General features: G+C 73.8%; 13 protein-coding genes and 1 pseudogene. 4 read left to right on the top strand and 10 right to left on the bottom strand.

All coding sequences use genetic code 11. From position 1 onward, the window contains the following. Positions 1-43: 43 nt before the first annotated feature. A complete protein-coding gene (locus G6R25_RS29360; RefSeq protein WP_163551190.1) occupies positions 44-2449 on the bottom strand; it encodes a TadA family conjugal transfer-associated ATPase in 2406 nt (801 codons plus the stop codon). A 377-nt stretch (positions 2450-2826) separates the two neighbouring features. Beyond that, positions 2827-3849: a hypothetical protein gene (locus tag G6R25_RS00265; protein WP_163551189.1), complete on the bottom strand. Its 1023-nt coding sequence runs from the start codon at positions 3847-3849 to the stop codon at positions 2827-2829. 284 nt (positions 3850-4133) lie between these two features. On the opposite strand from G6R25_RS00265, the gene G6R25_RS00260 reads away from it, so the two are divergent. Continuing rightward, the gene (locus tag G6R25_RS00260) at positions 4134-4700 is read left to right on the top strand and encodes a phage holin family protein (protein WP_136448120.1); all 567 of its coding nucleotides are present in this window, start codon (positions 4134-4136) and stop codon (positions 4698-4700) included. Positions 4701-4768: 68 nt separating this feature from the next. Next, positions 4769-5683 carry an alpha/beta fold hydrolase gene (locus G6R25_RS00255; protein WP_163551188.1) on the top strand — a complete coding sequence of 305 codons (915 nt, stop codon included), beginning with the start codon at positions 4769-4771 and terminating at the stop codon, positions 5681-5683. Between the two features lie 75 nt (positions 5684-5758). Here the strand turns inward: G6R25_RS00255 and G6R25_RS00250 are convergent. The 4 genes and pseudogenes from G6R25_RS00250 to nth all read right to left on the bottom strand — a co-directional run bounded on the left by G6R25_RS00250 (position 5759) and on the right by nth (position 9057). Further along, positions 5759-6944: pseudogene (locus tag G6R25_RS00250) on the bottom strand (MarP family serine protease). An 18-nt stretch (positions 6945-6962) separates the two neighbouring features. Next, on the bottom strand, positions 6963-7418 hold the full coding sequence (locus G6R25_RS00245; RefSeq protein WP_163551187.1) for a cupredoxin domain-containing protein: 456 nt from the start codon (positions 7416-7418) through the stop codon (positions 6963-6965). A 38-nt stretch (positions 7419-7456) separates the two neighbouring features. Then, on the bottom strand, positions 7457-8317 hold the full coding sequence (locus tag G6R25_RS00240; protein WP_235947010.1) for an NUDIX hydrolase: 861 nt from the start codon (positions 8315-8317) through the stop codon (positions 7457-7459). 5 nt (positions 8318-8322) lie between these two features. Further along, positions 8323-9057, bottom strand: a complete 735-nt coding sequence (gene nth / locus G6R25_RS00235) for an endonuclease III (protein WP_163551186.1) — start codon at positions 9055-9057, stop codon at positions 8323-8325. A gap of 146 nt (positions 9058-9203) precedes the next feature. Between nth and G6R25_RS00230 the strand changes: the two genes are divergently transcribed. Then, a complete protein-coding gene (locus G6R25_RS00230; protein ID WP_163551185.1) occupies positions 9204-9443 on the top strand; it encodes a hypothetical protein in 240 nt (79 codons plus the stop codon). A 562-nt stretch (positions 9444-10005) separates the two neighbouring features. Next, positions 10006-10707, top strand: a complete 702-nt coding sequence (locus G6R25_RS00225) for a Crp/Fnr family transcriptional regulator (protein ID WP_272871437.1) — start codon at positions 10006-10008, stop codon at positions 10705-10707. A gap of 296 nt (positions 10708-11003) precedes the next feature. On the opposite strand, the gene G6R25_RS00220 is transcribed toward G6R25_RS00225, so the two are convergent. From G6R25_RS00220 to G6R25_RS00205, 4 genes are all read right to left on the bottom strand, one after another. After that, positions 11004-14702, bottom strand: coding sequence for an AAA family ATPase (locus tag G6R25_RS00220; protein ID WP_235947009.1), 3699 nt, complete (start codon positions 14700-14702; stop codon positions 11004-11006). 489 nt (positions 14703-15191) lie between these two features. Beyond that, entirely contained in the window at positions 15192-16046 is an 855-nt protein-coding gene (locus tag G6R25_RS00215) for an MBL fold metallo-hydrolase (protein WP_163551184.1), read from the bottom strand. A gap of 11 nt (positions 16047-16057) precedes the next feature. After that, on the bottom strand, positions 16058-16990 hold the full coding sequence (locus tag G6R25_RS00210; protein ID WP_163551183.1) for an NUDIX hydrolase: 933 nt from the start codon (positions 16988-16990) through the stop codon (positions 16058-16060). A 66-nt stretch (positions 16991-17056) separates the two neighbouring features. Further along, positions 17057-17530, bottom strand: coding sequence for a RidA family protein (locus tag G6R25_RS00205; RefSeq protein ID WP_136446844.1), 474 nt, complete (start codon positions 17528-17530; stop codon positions 17057-17059). Position 17531: the final 1 nt, after the last annotated feature.

The raw sequence follows: 17531 nt of genomic DNA, 5'->3' as shown, positions 1-17531 counted from the left end.
CGGCGGGCGCGGGTGGCCGAGCCCGCTACCCTCATCGGGGCGATCAAGATCGCTGCCCTGGTGGCGCGGCAGCGCCGACGAATGCTGGCAGGCGCACCCCGCGGACGTCGAGCAGGCTTCGCAGCAGCGGCAGCCCCTCCGCGGCCACGGGGCCGTCGCCGCGCCGCGGGTCTGCCCGCCGGAAGGCGGCCGGGGGTGCGATCAACGCGGGGACGACCTGCACCAGCCCGTCGGGCGCCCGGCGGAACACGCCGACCGCCCGGACCTTGCGCTGGCCGTCCGCATCCCGGTGCAGGTGGACGGCCGCGTGCAGGGCCGCGGCGACGTGGCTGTGCACCGCCGCCCGGGACAGCCCGGCGAGGGAGGTCAACGCCTCCAGCCGGGTGGGTAGGGCACCTGTGTCGTTCGCGTGCACGGTGCTCAGACCTCCCTCGTGCCCGGTGTTGAGGGCTACGAGCAGATCGAGCACCTCGGGTCCGCGGACCTTGCCGACGACGAGGCGGTCCGGTCGCATCCGCATCGCCTGCCGAACCAGCTCGCGCTGGGTCACTTCGCCGGCGCCCTCGATGTTGGGCGGCCGGGCCTCCAACCGGACCAGGCCGGGCCGGCTCACCGCGAGCTCGGCGGTGTCCTCGACGAGAACGATTCGCTCGCCCGGACGCACCGCGCCCAGCAGGGCGGCGAGCAGTGTGCTCTTGCCCGTGCCGGTGCCACCCGTCACGACGACCGCGAGCCGTGCGTGCAGCAGCGCGTGGAGCACCGCGGCCACCGCGGGGCTCAGCGTGCCGGCAAGCACGAGTTCGTCGAAGGTGAACGGCCGGCGCCGGGGGCGCCGCAGGGACAGGCAGGTGCCGCGCACGGTGGTGGGCGCGAGGACGGCGTGCATCCGGGTGCCGTCGCCCAGCAGGACGTCGGCGAAGGGCACGGCGGAGTCCAGCCGGCGGCCGGCGGCCGCCGCGAGTCGGACGGCGAGGCGGCGCACCGCATCCTCGTCGGCGAAGGTGACCCCCGTCCTCGTCAGCCGGCCCTGCCGCTCCACCCAGACCTCGTCGGGGGCGTTCACCAGCACGTCGGTGACGTGCGGATCGGCGAGGAAGGGATCAAGCGGCCCTGCGCCGAGGGGGCCGGTGCTGGGCGTTTCGGTGCTGAGGGACTCGGTGGTCGCCGACGCCGACCCGCGCAGGCCCGCCGCATCCCGGCTCGGGCGCGTATCCCAGGCTGCCACCGGCCGCTGCCCGGTCGGCGGCGGCGCGCCGCCGCGGCGGCCCTTCACGCCCATGTCCGGGGCTCCGTGCTCGGGCCTTCCGGTGCCTCTTGGCTGTTCGGCCACGGCAGGAGCCCCAGCCGGGCCAGCAGCCGGTCGCCGAGCGGCGGCATCCCGCGGCGCGCCGGTGCCGGCCGTGGCCGCCGGCTGGCGGGCGTCGGCGATGACCCCGGCCAGCGGCACTCCGAGCATCTCGCTGATCGCCGCGGGGGCGATCCCGGCCGACGGGCGTCGCCGCACAACCGCCTGCACGTCCGGGCAGCGTCGCCCGACTACCGTGCAGACACGCTCGGCAGCCATCACGGACGCCAGATCTGCCCGCAGCACCACCAGCGCCGTCCGGCAGGAGTCGAGTGCGAGGGTAGCGGCCGGGTCCTGCTGCCGGGGCAGGTCGATGACCACCAGGTCCGACGTGGACCGGGCGGTCGAGAGCAGCGTGGCCATCGGCCCAACCGGGACGTCGGGCCCGAGGCCAAGATCCCAGGACACCACCGTCAGGTCGCCGCCCCGTGTCAGCAGCTCCGGTCGGAAGGTGGATACGTTTCCGCGCAGCTGGCCCGGGGGCGCTCCGTCCGGCGGCGGGAAGGGTTTCGTCGGCCGCGGGTCGGAGCCGCCCGGCGGGGGATCACCCACGGCCGGCAGGAGCCGCGCGAATCCGGGCGCCACCCCGCCGCCCCGTGGGTTGGCGTCGATCAGCATTGTGCGCAGGCCGTGGCGCAGGCCCGACAGCGCCAGCGAGACGGCCAGCGTCGACGCGCCGCTGCCGCGCCGGCCGGCGACCACCCCGATCGTCACCGATCCGCGCCTGAGGCTGTCGAGATCGCTGAAGACGTCGATCAGCCAGGGCTCCGCCTCCGGCAGGAAGATCGCGTGATCGGCGCCAATGCGGGGGCCCGCGGACCACACTCGGCCGTCCTCGACGTGGCCGCCGACCAGGACCACGTGCGGGCGCAGCGGTAGGCCTGCGGCGATGCATGCCTCGGCGCGGTCCATGCCGACGACGACCAGCGGCGCCACCGCCCAGGCGCGGCGTAGCGCGCCCAGTTCGGTGGCGACGGTTGTGGTGACGTCGGCGGCTGCGGCCAGGCGCAGAAGATCGTCGAGCAGGTCCGGGGCGCTGGTCACGAGGAGTGGCCGCGCTCCGCGGCCGTCCGCGGAGGTGAGCAGAGGCATGGCGGGAGGCATGGCGGGCTCGATTCCCGGTCGGTCTGGGGAGGACGTGGCCCACCATGCGCCGAAGCGGGCTCTGTGGATGAGCGCTCTCCACAGGGCCTCGCTGGGCTGTCATGGAGGCTTTGGCCCGCGGCCGGGGAACTCGCGCCGACGACAGAGAGGGGGCGGCCCACGCAAGGGGGGAGTGCGCGGGCCGCCTCGGGACATGGCCCACATGGAGGTTGCCCGTCTTGGACCGGGTCGGATGGCACTGCGGCTACTGGATCCGACATGTCAGGGCTTACCCCGAGAGCGGACGGGCTCAAACCGCGCGTTACGCGGGTTCTGGGCCTGCCCTCGCTCGTGGGACGCATCCCCTGCGCGGGGGCGCGGCGAAACCGCGGGATTGATCAGGCGGCGGCGCGGCCGAGCGCCTCGCAGACGGCCAGCGACTCCCGGGCGGCCAGTTCGAGGGCCCTCGCGCAGTGCAGCACCCAGGCCGTGACCCCCTGCGCCCCACCGTTCACGTAGGCCGCGGCGGCGTCGCGGTATCCGAGGACCGGCGTTCCGGAGCCATCGACCTGGTCGATTTCCAGATGTCCGACATCGGTGGCGGTCAGCGCCTTGGGGTCCAGACCGCGGCTGATGAGGACCAGCCGGGCGGCAGCTCGGGCGATGACGCCGTCCAGCGCGCCGAAGGGCCGTAGCGCCAGCAGCTCCCCGTGTACCACTGCGGCCACCACGACGGCCGGCGCCGTGGTCGGGGCGACGAGTAGCCCGGTCAGGCCATCCAGTCGCACCGAGGTCTCGACCGAATGAGGCGGCGGGCCGAGCCGCAGCGGGTCGAGCAGCTCGCGGGTGCCCGCGTCGGCACGCGGCCGGCCGAGCTCATCGTCGGGCAGGTATCCGCGTCCCAACAGGACGTGCATTCGCGCGAGGGCCTGGCGGGGCGCCCGCTCCCAGGCCGGCGCGAGCATCCCGAGCTCGGCACAGAGCCGGACTGTTCCCAGCACGACGGGGGAGGGCTGGTCGAGGGCAGGCGTGGCGAGGGAGGGCAGGCTGGTAGAGAGCAGGCCGGCCGGAACCTCACCGCCGGCCGGCGGGGCCGACTGCGCGGCCGGGTTCCCGCCCGCCGGGGTGAGCGGCGCGTCAGTGCCAGCGCCCGAGAGGTAGCCGCGTAGCCCGTCCAGGCTGATCTCGTGCCCCTCCAAAGCGGCCGAGGCGCGAGCCACCCGAAGAGACGCCTCCGCGGTCACCTCGGCGCTCTGCCGGCGCAGGACGCGGTGCCGCAGCAGTGTGTCGACTGCCGCGCGGGCCCTGTCCGCAGCCTCGCGCACCCCAGGCAGGGCAGCGACTCGGGCGAGCGGGTCGGCGGCGAGGACTGATCCGGACGGGCGGGGATTCACGGTTGGCAGGCTACCCGTCCGCGCCATCCGAAGTCGCTACGAAGCCGGCCGTCGAAGGCGTCACACGGGCGCAGCCGCGTCGTTCTCTCTCCGGAGACGTCCGTCCGGGGGAGACTGCGCATCAGGACAGGGAGCGGCGGGCCGCGTAGGGTCCGCCGGGAGGTGCGTCGGCGGTGTGACGGGCGAGGGGTCCGCGCCGGGCATCTCCGGTCGGGTCTCCCGGTCCGCCGTCGGCGCGGATCACCTGGGCGGGGCGATGGGCCTCGCGTCCCGACCACACCGGTCAGGTCGCGAGCCAGAGGAGGACGAAAGTGTCGACTACTGCCGGAAAGGCCCGCAACGGCCGGGAGCCCTCGCTGGGCGAGCTGGTGGCGCTGGCCACCCGCGATGTCTCGCTGCTCGTCCGTCAAGAGATCAACCTCGCCAAGGCCGAGCTGGCCCGGCAGGCCGTCTCGGCCGCGCTCGGGGTGGCCTTCCTCGCGGTGGCGGCCGGGCTTGGGCTCTGCGCCTTGATCGCGGTCACGATCTTCCTCGGTGAGCTGATCACCTGGGCCGGCGTCGAACGGTTCTGGTCGTACCTGCTCACCGCGGCGGCGTACCTGGTGGTCGCAGGTCTGCTGGCGTTGTTCGCGATCCGCAGGTTCCGCCGACTTTCCCCGCCTGAACGGACTATCCAGACCGTCCGGGACGACATCTCCTGGCTGCGCAATCCAACTGCGGCACCGGCGTCATCGGCAGCACCGGCGTCATCGGCGGGCACCGCGTCGCCGGCGGGCACCGCATCCGGGGCGAGCACGGCCGTGCCGATCGGCGTGGGGGGTACTGCCCCGTCGGGGCCTGGTGGAGCGGTGCTGACCCCGCAGCACACCCAGCCCTGACCGCCCGTCGCGGACCGCCGGCCCACCGCCGGTCCGCGACGGATTGCGGTCTGCCATTCTGGCAGGCGATGGAGGACACCGTTTCCGAGCCCGCCAGCGTCCTGATTGACGGGCTATGGCGGCATCGGGACGTGTCCGCCAACGGCACCCGGCTGCACATCGCGGAGCTCGGCCGCGGTCCGCTGGTCCTGCTGCTGCACGGCTTCCCGCAGTTCTGGTGGGCCTGGCGCCACCAGCTCATCGCGCTGTCCGCCGCGGGCTACCGCGCCGTCGCCGCGGACCTGCGCGGATACGGGGCGAGCGACAAACCGCCGCGGGGTTATGACGCGTTCACCCTGTCCGACGACATCGCCGGCCTCATCCGGGCGCTCGGCGAGCAGGATGCGGTCATCGTCGGCCACGACTGGGGCGGGCTGCTCGGCTGGACGACGGCGACCCGCCATCCGATGGTCATCCGTCGCCTCGCGGTCCTGGCGATGCCACACCCGCTGCGGCTGCGGCACCAGATCGTGGTGGACCCACGGGGCCAGGGCGCCGCGAGCCGTTACATGGCGGGCTTTCAGCTGCCCTGGCGACCCGAACGGGCTCTGGTCGCCAGGGACGCCGGTCGGGTCGCTGCCCTCTTACGCGGGTGGGGAGGTCCCGGGTATCCCGACGCCGAGGCGGAGCGGCGTTACCGCTCGGCGATGCGCATCCCCGGTGTGGCGCACAGCTCCCTGGAATACCACCGGTGGATGTTCCGGTCGATGTTCCGGCCGGACGGGGCGCGGTTCGCCGGCGAGCTGCGGCGGTTGCTGCACGTTGACACGTTGCAGATCCACGGCGCGGCGGATCGCTGCTTCCTGCCGTCCACCGCCCAGGGGTCCGGTCGCTACGTCAGCGGTCCCTATACGTGGAAGCTGCTCGGCGAGGTCGGGCACTTTCCCCACGAGGAGGCTCCGGACCTCGTCAACGCCGAGCTGCTCGCCTGGCTCGGCTCCTGAGGCGTCGACGTGGCCCCGCGCGGGACCGGGTTTTCCCGTCGGCTCCCGTCGGTCGGCGGCTACCTGGGACGGCGGTCAGTCGCATCCCTGCGTGCTGACCGGCGTCACGGCGACGCTGCCGACCGCGGCGGGCTGCGCGACCTCGGCGGCGCTGAGCACGTATCCGGTGTCGTCGTCGCCGATGGCCGCGGCGAACACCACGCCGAGCACGGTCCCGTCCGGGGCGAGCAGCGGCCCGCCCGAGTTCCCGGGCAGCACCTGGCCGCGAACCGCGTAGATGTCGCGCACCACGGTGCCGTGCTCGTAGATGTTCGCCGCGCGGGGCCCGCTGATGGTTGCGGACGCGGGCGGCCACGGTGGTGTAGGGCCCGTCCTGGGGATACCCGGCGATGACCGCCGGCTCCTCGGCCGCGGCCGGCGGGCTGGTCCGTATCCGCAGCGGCGGGCGCTGCAGGTCCGGCACCCGCAGCACGGCGATGTCCTTGTCCGGGTCGAACACCACGACCTGGGCCGCCACGGTGCCGGTGGACAGTACGACCGTGGGATGGCGGACCCCGGCGACGACGTGCGCATTGGTCATGACTCGCTGGGGGGCGATGACGAAGCCGGATCCCTCGACCCGCTGGTCGCAGGCCTGAGCGACGCCGCGGATCTTCACGATGCTCGCCGCCGCGGCCTGCACCCCGGCGGTCTGGGCGGTGGCCGGGTCCGGCGGCCCGGCTGCGATGATCCGCTCGTCCCCAAGGCGGGCAAAGACCTCGGGGAATGCCTTGTCGTCGGCGAGCTGGCGCAGGTCGGCGAAGGTCTCGCGGACGCCGTCCGGCATACCGGCGTCCACCGTCGCGAGCACGCGGGAGTCGTGGACCGATCGGGCGAGTGACTCGAAGGGGGAGCGGTCGGCGACGTTCGCGAGCAGCCAGGCGATGAGCAGCACCGACACCCCGGAGAGCACCGCCCCGGCGGCGGCATCGACGGCCCGCCCCGGCCGCCAGGTCATCCGGTCACGCAGCGCGACGCCGACCGCCGTGCCGGCGACCTGGCCGGCCAGAGCGAGCCCAAGCACGACAAGCAGGCCGACCAGCGCGCCGTGACCTTCCTGACCGATCAGCCCGGTGAACGGTTTTGCGATCTTTGCGCCGAGCACGCCGCCGCCCAGGAAACCGATGAACGACAGGGCGCCCACCAGAAAGCCCTGTCGGTAGCCGGAGACCGCGAACAGGACGACGAGCAGCAGCAGGATGACGTCGAGCACATTGGGCACGGCGGAGTCAGCTCGGACTCAGATGATCTTCAGTGTGGCCGTCATGTTGGGATGCAGGGTACAGACCACCGGGTAGTCGCCCGGCTGTGTCACCGTGAAAGTGACGCTCTGCGACTCACCGGCGGAGACGATGCTGGTGTGGGCGGCCGGGATGCGCGGGACGACGAAGTTGTGCGGCGGCGAGCCCTGCGCGACGGAGAAGTCGACGCGGATCTTCCCGGCCTTCGCCACCAGCTGCGTGGCGGAGAACTTCATGCTCGGCAGGCCGGTGACGGCGAACACCTGGACGCCGTCCGCACCCCGGGTGGCGCTCAGCGTGGGGCCGGTCGACGGGCTGTCGCCGCCGCAGCCCGCCACGCTCAGCAGCACGGCGAGGACGAGTCCGAGCAGCGCGGCCGCACGGGACGCTCGCCGGTGGGGCGAGCTCTTCTCCGCTGGGCGGGCCGCCTGGTCGCGGTCCGCGGTGCAGGTCATGGCGGTACCTCTCGGTGTCAGGGCGTGCTCGGCGAGCGTCACCGCGGGGGCGGCGGGGACGTCGCGGGAACCGCCCGCGTGGGCGGGTGGTCGACCACCGCCGAGTGGTTCCATGGGCGCTCCCATCCACCCAGCCGCAGCAGGATGTCGAGGATGCCGGCGGTGAAGCCCCAGACCAGCATGCCGTGCACCTGGAACGCCGGGCTGAGCAGGTCACTCTGGGCGTAGCGCAGTATGACCCGGTTGGCCGGGTCGGCGAGTTCGGTCAGTGGCACCCGGGAGACGAACGACGTCTCGGCGAGGTCGACGGGAGCGACCGCGCACGGGGTATGCCACCAGGCGAGCACCGGGGTCACGAGGTAGTGGCTGGCCTGGAGGTGCAGCGGCGGGGCGACGGCGAGCACCTCGACGCCGGCAGGGTCGAGGCCGACCTCCTCCGCGGCCTCCCGCAGTGCGGTGTCGACCCGATCGATGTCGGTGGCGTCGGCCGCGCCGCCGGGGAACGCGGGCTGGCTCGCGTGGCTGCGCAGCTCGGCCGCCCGTTCGAGTAGCAGGACGTCCGGCCCGTCCGGGCCCGCGCCGAACAGGATCAGCACGGCCGCCCGCCGGGCATCGACGGCACGCGGGCCGGGGCGGGTATGGCCGGTCACCAGGGTGTCCCCAAGCTGGCTGGCGAGCGTGCGCAGCCACGGCGGCGGGGACGCGCCGCCGACCGCGACCGCGGCCGCATCGGCGGGGCCCGATGGGCGTGGCACCGCGGGTGGGCGGGTGATCTCCGTCGGGCGGGTGACCTCGTTGGGGCTGGCGATCCTGAGGTTCGGAGCGTCACCCGGCGGGGCCGTCGCGTCCGGGGGAACGGGGGACGGTGAGTCGGGGGAAGCGGAGGAATGCGTGGACATCTCCTTCACCGCAAGGTTTCGACGTCGGCGAGTGTTCCCCGCACGAGCTTGGCGGCCTCGCCCTGCTCCGTGGGACCGAGCCCGAACGACGGGCACAGCCGAGCCAGGGCGCAGGCGCCGCACGCAGGCCGCCGGGAATGGCAGAAGCGGCGTCCATGGAAGATCATGCGATCGGAGGTGATGGTCCAGTCCCGGCGCTCGATGAGCGCGGCGAGGTCGCTCTCGACCCGGACCGGATCGGTCTGGGTGGTCAGCCCGAAGCGGCGCGACAGCCGCCCTACATGGGTGTCCACGGTGATGCCCGGGGTGTCGAACGCGTGACCCAGGACGACGTTCGCCGTCTTGCGGCCCACGCCGGGCAGGGTGGTCAGCTCGTCGAGCCTGCTGGGGACCTGGCCACCGAATCGCTCGGTGAGCGCCGCGCCGATGCCGATCAGCGAGTTCGCCTTGGCGCGGAAGAACCCGGTCGGCCGCAGCAGGGCCTCGAGCTCGGCCCGGTCGGCGGCCGCGTAGTCCGTCGCTGTCCGATACCTGGCGAAGACCGTCGGTGTGACCTCGTTGACTTTCTTGTCGGTGCACTGGGCGGACAGCACCGTTGCGACCAGCAGCTCAAGAGCGTTGTCGAAGTGCAACGCGATGCGGGCATCAGGGTGGATCTCGCCCAGCAGACGCACGATCCGCCGGGCCCGCCGGGTCTTCGCGAGCGGTGTCTCGGTCGCGGTATCGAGGTCGGCGGGCATGTCTCGCAGCGTATCCGCCGGTCGATCCGGCTCGGTTGGCACCGGAGGGCATGCCGTGTGGTCGGCTCGGGCGCCGGCAATCGGATGCGCGACACACCTACCCCCAGTGCGCCCGCCGATCGCCCGTCGGCCACCATAGGGGAGTCATGTTTGTCATTGCCGCGATCTTCTTTCCTCTGCTGCTTCTCGGCCTGCTGCTGGCGATGGAACGGGTGGAACGCCCGTTGAACGCCGCCGACACGGGCAAGGGCCTGGAGGGCTTCCTCGACAACGCCCAACCGGACGAGGTCGACACCTTCGTCCAGCAGGGGCTACCCGCCGCGCTCGAGCGGTACCGCCGCCGCCGGCTGCGCCGCCCGTCGCCCGGAAAGCATCGGGCGGCCTGATGCCCCCTGATGCCCCCTGATGTTCCGGCAGTTCGCCCGCCGGTCATCCGATGCCGGGTTGATGCTCGATGCCGGCGTATACCACATGTCGCCCGCCGCGCGCCATTAATGGTCCGGGTATGAGTGCGTGACGGGCGGCGCGGGCAACGGTTTTCCCACCGCTTTTCCCGCCTGTTCCCGCCCGTGGGCGTTGTCGCAGGTAGCGGGCTCGGGCGGCGGGCACAGCGGGGAAGTGGCGCCAGGCGGCTCGCCCCGTACGACCCCGGCCGTTGGCCCTGGCGGGTCCTGGCCGTCCGGCCAGGTGGCAGGGTGGGCCTATCGGCCCGTCGGCGGCCGGGCCGATCGACCCGGTGTCCGGCTGGCCCGTCCGGGCGAGACGGCTCCTGCAGCCTGTGGTGAGGCGCGGAGGTGGGGATTAAAACACCCGGACGTGCCGTCCGGAAGTGCCTGATCAAGGGCGAATTCTCGCGAACGGCGCACGGTTGGTCGCTCCACGTTCACCTACATGGAGCAATTTGATTGCTGGGGGTCCCTGCTCGTGCCCTCCACCGCTAGTCCTGGCATGCTCAGGACCGTGGAGGATCTGCTTGCCCGCGTACCGCTGTTCGTCGGGCTCTCCGAGCAGGATCGGCTGGCCCTCTCCGACCATCTTGATCGGCAGCACGTCACCCGCGGGGACGTGCTGTTCCGTGAAGGAGATGTCGGTGACCGGGTCTTCGTGGTCCTGTCCGGAAAGGTGAAGATAGGGCGTCAGTCTGCCGACGGCCGGGAGAACCTGCTGTCCGTAATGGGTCCTGGTGACCTGTTCGGGGAGCTTTCGTTGTTCGACCCCGGCCCACGCACGGCTACCGCGACCGCGGTCACGGACGCGTCGTTGCTGTCGCTGGAGCACACCGCGCTGCGGCCCTGGCTGCGTTCCCGCCCCGAGGCGGGCGCAATGCTGCTGCGCGTGCTTGCCCGTCGGCTTCGTCGCACCAATGACAACGTCGCGGACATGGTGTTCACGGACGTTCCCGGTCGGGTGGCGAAAGCCCTACTCGACCTGGCGGAGCGGTTCGGTGAGCCGGCGCAGCCCGGCAATGAGGCGGCCGGTGTCCGGGTCGAGCACGGCCTCACCCAGGAGGAGCTGGCCCAACTGGTCGGCGCCTCCCGGGAGACGGTGAACAAGGCGCTCGCCGACTTCGCCACCCGAGGCTGGCTACGCCTGGACTCCCGCGCCGTCGTGCTGCTTGACCGCGAACGGTTGTCTCGCCGAGCCCGCTAGTCCCGGCGCTCGTCGCGCACCGTCCCGGCGCCGCCCGGACGACCCGCCAGCTCCGTGCGCCCAGCCGTACGCCCCGCTGATGACCCACGCCCACGCCCCGCCTACGCCCTAGCCGTACTTCCGCGTCCCGCGTTACGCCCGCACCCGTTGCCGGCGGGCGGGTCGCCCCCGATGGACGACCCGCCCGCCGGTCCCTTACCTCACCTCTCCGCGCCGGGCGGTCTGACCGCACCGACCCAGCTTGGCGCCGACCAGGTGCAGGAAATGGTGCGCCACGTCCGCCGCGGCACCCCGGTTCAGCCGCCGCTTGCGGCCGCGGCCGGGACGGTCGTATTTGGTCCGTTGGCAGGGCTTCCGCCGCCGGCCGGTCCGTCGCTGCCCGCAGGGTGGCGGGTGCCGGCCGGGCCTCCGCTGGGCAGCAGGCTGGCCAGCAACCGCCGGGTCCGCGGCGCCTCGCTGACGGCCCCGGTCGCGGTGGCCGCGGCCAGCGCCCGCAGGTAGGCGCTGCGGCCGCCCTCGAGATCGCCGTTGGCCACGAGGGCCGTGCCCAGCGCCCGGTATCCCAGCACCTGGGCGCGGACGTCCTCGGCGTCCACGGCGACCGCCCGCCGGGCGACCTCGAGCGCCTCGGCTGGCTGGCCCGCGTCCAGCAGGATGCCGGCGAGGTGCGCGTACGCCTGCCTGCGGGGGAACATCAGCGTCGCCGGCTCGCTCGCCGCCAGCGCCTCCCGCAGCAGTTCCAGCGCCGCCCCGGTCCGGCCGCGGGCGCGGGCGATCTGGGCGACGAGCACCTTCGCTCCAAGCTGGGCGTGCGGGTGCAGCTCCAGGTGCTCGAGGTCGGTGAGGGCGATCTCGGCGGCCTGCGCGGCCTTGTCGATCTCGCCGGCGTCGAGCAGGGTCAGCCCGAGCAGCACCCGTGCCAGGGCGCCGACGACCACGTGGCCGCGCTCGGCGGCCTGGTCGCAGGCCTGCTCCAGGTACCGCGCCCCGCGGGCCGGCTCTCCCGCGCCGCGGGCGGCGAGCCCCTGGGCGACCAGCACCAGCATCGATCCCCACGTGTACTCGGAGTTCTCGAACAGCTCCGTGGCCCGCTGAGCGTGGGACTCGGCGGCGGTGATGTCCCCCAGCTCCGCGGCCGCGATCGCGTCCACGGTCAGACAGACGCCCATGCCCCACTGCTCGCCTACGGAACCCGCGATCTCGATGAGTTCGAGGGTCAGCTTGCGGGCCCGGGTGAGCTGGCCGGACAGCAGCAGTACCAGTGCCTCGGTGCCCCGGCACCAGCCGAGCCCGCCGGTGTCCTCGAGCCGCTCGAACACGGCGGACGCCTCACGCAGCGTCCGCTCGGCCCGGGGGTAGTCCCCGCGGGTGGTGGCGCTCCAGGCCAGGTGCTGCAGCGCCCAGCCGACGCCGCGCGGGTCGTCGACCTGGCGGGCGATCCCGAGGGCCTCGCGATACCGGTCCTCGGCCGCGCCGATCCGGCCGGCGTTGTACTCCAGCATGCCGAGCCGGCGCAGCGCCGCGGCCGTGGCCCGCTCGTCGCCGGCCTGGCGGGCCGATTCCAGCGCGGTGAGCAGGCACTGGGCCGCCTCCTCCGTCCGGCCCTGCTTCTGGCGCAGCTCCCCGAGCACGGAGAAGGCGCCGGCCCGCCGGGCCGGCGCACCGGCCCGCAGCGCCGGGCGCAGGGTGCGCTCGGCCTCGTCGAGGTGACGCAGCCCCACCAGGGCCTCGGCGTGCAGCACCCGGACGACGTTGTCCTCCTGGGTGTCGATCATGCCCCGGCCGAGCCGGCGGGCACTGGCGAGCAGGTCGGCCGCGGTCCGGTGATCGTCGCGGGCGAGCGCCGCCCGGGCCAGCCGGACATGCGCATGGAATCCGGACATCCAGGACGACCAGGCCGGATCGTTCGGCGGCAGGCTCATCGAGGCGGCCAGATCGTAGGCACGTAGGGCGTGGTCGGCGACGAAGGTCGACACCGAGCGGGAGCTGCCGATCATCGCGGTGACGCCCCAGCGGGCAGCCGTGGCGTGTCGGCGGGCCCGCTCGACCTTCGGCAGGCCGGCGTACGCGACGTCTCGGGCCATCGGGTGGACGAAGCGCCAGCGGGTCTCGGCGGCCCGCGGCGGGCGGACGAGCTGGCGTTCGGTCAGCACCTCCAGCGCGCGGGTGACCTCGTCGGCTGGCCGCTCGTCGACCATCGGCAGCGCCTCCGCGGGGAACCGCCGGCCGAGCACCGCCGCGGCTCGCAGCACCGCCTTGGCCCCCGGGTCCAGATCGTCGATGCGGGCGGCGAGCACGGACTGCACGCCGGCGGGCAGCGGGGTCTCGGCCAACGAACCGTCGAGCACCAGCTCGGCTTGTTCGCCGTCGCCGTCGCCGTCGCCGTCGCCGTCGCCGGTACCTGCGCCGTCGGAGGGGTGCAGCAGGCGCCGGTCGATGAGGAGGTTGAGCAGCTCGACGAGGAAGAACGGGTTGCCGTGCACCCGGGCGAGCAGGTCGTCGCGGGTGCGCGGCTCCAGCGTCTTGCCCCGCAGGTGGCTTTGCAGCAGCAGGCCGGACGCCTGCGTGCTCAGCGGCTGCAGGTCGATGCGCCGGATCCGCGGCAGGGTGGCCAGGCGCGGGTTGGCGCGGTCGAGCAGGACGAGCAGCACCGGCCCGGACAGGCGGGAGGCAAGCCGGCTCATCGCATCGCTGAGCTGGCTCGTCGCCCACTCCAGATCGTCGATCAGCACCAGGATGGGTCCGGACCGCGCCAGTGCGCTGAGCAGCAGCGCGACGGCCTCCACCGTCGCCTCCGTGGCGCGTTGCTCGGCCTCCTCGATGTGGGAGGCGCGGGCCGCCGGGTCACCCGGGGTGGTGGCCGGGATGGTGGAGCGCCGGTCCAGGGGTACGCCGAGCAGTAGGAGTAAGCGGTCGGCGATGCCGCCGGGCAGCCGCGCCCCGGTGAGAGGGTGGGACAGGCCCGCCACGGTGCGCCGGACCCGGTCGGCCACCCGGTCGAGCGAGTCGCCGTCCGTGACGCCGCAGGCGTTGCGCACGACGTCGAGGAGGGGGGCGAGCCCGCGACCGTCGCCGTGGCGGACTGTGCGTCCCCACAGCGTCACCGTGCCGGGGGTTCGCTCCGCCCGGTTCGCCAGCTCGCTGGCCAGCCGGGTCTTGCCGATCCCGGCCTCCCCGACGATCAGCGCGACTTCCGGCGAGCGCCGGGTGACGACCTCGGCGAACAGGGTCTCCAGGACGGCCAGCTCCGCGTCGCGGCCGAGGAACGGCGCGTCGTCGGCGAGCCCCGGCCGGGCGACGTTGGACGGGCGCAGGCTGATCAGCTCGTACGCCGGGACCGGTTCCCGCTTGCCCTTGAGCACGAGATCGGCCAGCTCGCGCCAGCTCGCCACCGACCCTGTCGCCAGCACCGTCTCGCGGCCCGCATACACGGTGCCGATCGTGGCTGCGGCCGACAGGCGGGCCGCGGTGTTCACCGTGTCGCCGATCACCGTGTACGAGATGGCCGCCTGCACCCCGGCCAGGACCTCGCCGGTGTTGATCCCGATCCGCAGGCCGAGGCGGCCCTCCGCGCTGTCACCGGCGGTGTCCTGCACCAGCCGGCGGACGGTCTCCTGCATCGCGGCGGCGGCCCGCACGGCGCGTTCCGGGTCGTCCTCGTGGGCGGTCGGCGCGCCGAACACCGCCATGATGCCGTCGCCGGTGAGGTTGTCGACGCGCCCGCCGACCTCGTCGATCTCGTGTGCCAGCGCCGCGAGCACCCGGTCGGTCATCTCACCGACGCGCTCCGGGTCGCGGTTGTCAGCCCAGCCGGTGAAGTCGGACAGGTCGCCGAACAGCACGGTGACGACGCGCCGCTCCGGGACCTCGGACGCGGGGGCTTCGGCCGAATCGAACTGCAGGCCGCAGCTGTAGCAGAACCGCCCGCCGGGGACGGCCGCCGAGCCGCACCGGGGGCAGCGCAGCGGCCCGGTGTGCGGCGCGGTGATCACCATGGTCGCGGTCCGGGGCGTGGGGATCGCGCGGGCACCCTCATCTGCGGGCCTCCCGGAGTAGGGACGTCACCGGTGCCGCGTCTGGCCCGACCGGGTGGCCACGGGCCGCCCCGGACCGGTCGCTCGGTCTCCGGCTGGTCAAAGTGGTCATCCTGCGCACGAGTGGTTCCCTCCGCGCCAGAGTTTAGTGGTCTGGGTCTCCTTCCCGGGATCCCCTCCCGTCGAGTGACCGACCGCAGCCGCATTGGTGCCTTCCGGTGGTATCGGGGTCGTCCGGCCCCTCCGCTGAGCGCTGTCGGGGCCGGATCGGGCGCCGTCCGTCCCTGGCCGGCGACCCCGGTCTACCTGGTCGGCGCCTACGAGAAGGGCGGAGGGAACCTGGCCCGCGGCCCGATGGCGCGGGTCCGCACGGGTGGCCCCGCTCACGACCGCCGTGAGGATATGCCACAGAATGCGGCCAAAGGAACGAACCTGAAGCGCCTGGCTCGTTCAGGGGATGTCGGGATGCTCCCGCAAGTAGTCCAGTTGGGCCCGGACGGAAAGTTCGGCCGCGAACCACAGCGCCCGGTCGGTATCCGTGTACACCCGACGGACCACGTCGGCGGGATCGGCCTCGGCGGCATCGACCCCGGCGTCCGCGAGCGCACGGCGGACCTGGTCCAGGCGGGCCCGACGGTGGGCCAGGTAGTGCTCCGCGGCACGGCCGGCGGCGGGCAGCTCCGGACCGTGCCCCGGCAGCACCGTGGTATCCCCCAGCTCCTGCAGCAGTCGCAGGCTGTCGAGGTAGTCCCCGAGACGCCCGTCGGGGTGGGCGACGACGGTGGTGCCGCGGCCCAGGATCGTGTCCCCGGTGAGCACCGCCGGTCCGGACGGCAGGTCGGACGGCGGGTCGGCGGTGCCCACGGCGTCCGCGTGGGGGCCCGGCGCAGGGCGCTCGTCCCCGCTGAGCAGGAACGACAGCGAGTCCGAGGTGTGGCCGGGGGTGGGCAGCACGCGCAGCTCGATCCCCGCGGTGGCGATCACGTCACCGGCGATGAGCCCCTCCGACCCGAGGCGGTGCGCCGGGTCCAGCGCGCGGACCGGGGCGCCGGTGAGCCGGTGCAACACGGCGGCGCCCGCGCTGTGATCGGCGTGTCCGTGGGTGAGCATGATCAGCTCGACGCGTCCGGCGGCCGCCACCGCGGCCAGGTGCCCGGCGTCATCGGGGCCGGGATCCACCACCACGCACCCCGGTTCGCCCGCGGCGCGCAGGAGCCAGGTGTTGGTGCCATCCAGCGTCATCGGACCCGGGTTCGGTGCCAGCAGCACCGTGGCCAGCGCAGTGACCTGTCGAGGAGTCGTCATGGATCCTAGCCTTACCGCTGGACCGGCCCGCTGTCGCCCGGCGGATCGTAGGCCTCGTCGTGCGGCAACAGCAGGTGTGCCTCCCCACTGCTGACGAGGATCTTCGGCATGATCGGTGACAGGTCGCGGGCGTGGGCGGCGGCGAGGACCGACGCGACGTCGTCGTACTCGCACAGCTCGGCCAGCGTGAACGCGGTGGGCGGCAGCATACCCAACGCGCCGGCGGCGTGGCGCTCGAGCGCGTCGGCGGGACGCATCCACTCCATCCGGTCGGCCTCCCCGGAGGGCTGCTGCGGGGTCTGGCCGCCGGGTAGGGCGGCGACGAAGAACCGGGTGTCGTAGCGCCGCGGCTCGATCTCCGGGGTGACCCACCGGGCCCAGGGTGCGAGCAGGTCGGCCCGCAGTGCCAGGGCGTGGCGGTGCAGCAGTTCACTCAGCCCGAGCTCGTGGCGTTCCAGTGCCCGGCGGGCTTCGGCGCGCGCCGTCGGGTCGAACGTCTCCGTGGTGCCCGTGCCGCCGGCCGGGTCCGGCGTGACGGCGCCGGCCAGCAGCACGCCGCATTCCTCGAAGGTCTCGCGTACCGCGGCGCACACCAGAGCCCGGGCGAGCGCGGGGTCCGCGTCGAGCGCGTGCATCACCTCGGTGACCGGCGGACCGGCCCAGGGCACGTCGGGCCCCATGTCGGTCGGATCCACCCGGCCGCCGGGGAACCCGTACATCCCGCCGGCGAAGGCCATCCCCGCAACCCGCCGCAGCAGGTAGGCCTCGAGGCCGCGACCGCCCGGCGCGGCGCGCAGCAGGACGACCGTGGCGGCGTCCCGCACGGGCGCCACGGAGCTCGTCGGGGACTGTGCCCCTGCCCCGGCACCGGGAGCGGCGGGGTCACGGACGACGACCAGCGACCGTTGCAGCCGGCCGAGCAGGGCAGCCTTGTGATCGACCATAGGGGTGATGCTAGTGACGACCATCGGCGGCCGTTGCCGATTGAGCCCCGACCGCGGCGATCCGGTTCAGCCGCCGGCGGCGGCCACCCGGGCTACCACCTCGAGTTCCACCGGAGCCCCCAGCGGCAGCGCGGCTACCCCGACCGCCGATCGGGCGTGTCGGCCGGCGTCGCCGAAGACGTCGACGAACAGCTCGCTTGCCCCGTTGAGGACCGCAGGCTGCGCGGTGAACCCGGCGGCACTCGCGACGAATCCGACCAGCTTGACGATCCGGATGATCCCGTCCAGGCCGCCGGCCTGCGCGGCGACGGCCGCGAGCGCGTTGAGCGCCGCGATCCGGGCCAGCTGCGCCGCGTGCTCGGCGTCGACCGCCTCGCCGACCAGGCCGGTGGCGACCAGCCGTCCGTCGACGATCGGCAGCTGCCCGGCGGTCCAGACCAGATCGCCGTCGCGGATCGCGGGGAGGTAGGCGCCCGCCGGGCTCGCCACCGGCGGCAGCGCCAGCCCCAGCCCGGCCAGGCGGGTACTCGGGCTGGTCATC

This window comes from Candidatus Frankia alpina (assembly GCF_902806485.1).
Lineage (GTDB): Bacteria > Actinomycetota > Actinomycetes > Frankiales > Frankiaceae > Frankia > Frankia alpina.
This window is presented reverse-complemented; position numbering and strand designations above follow the sequence as displayed.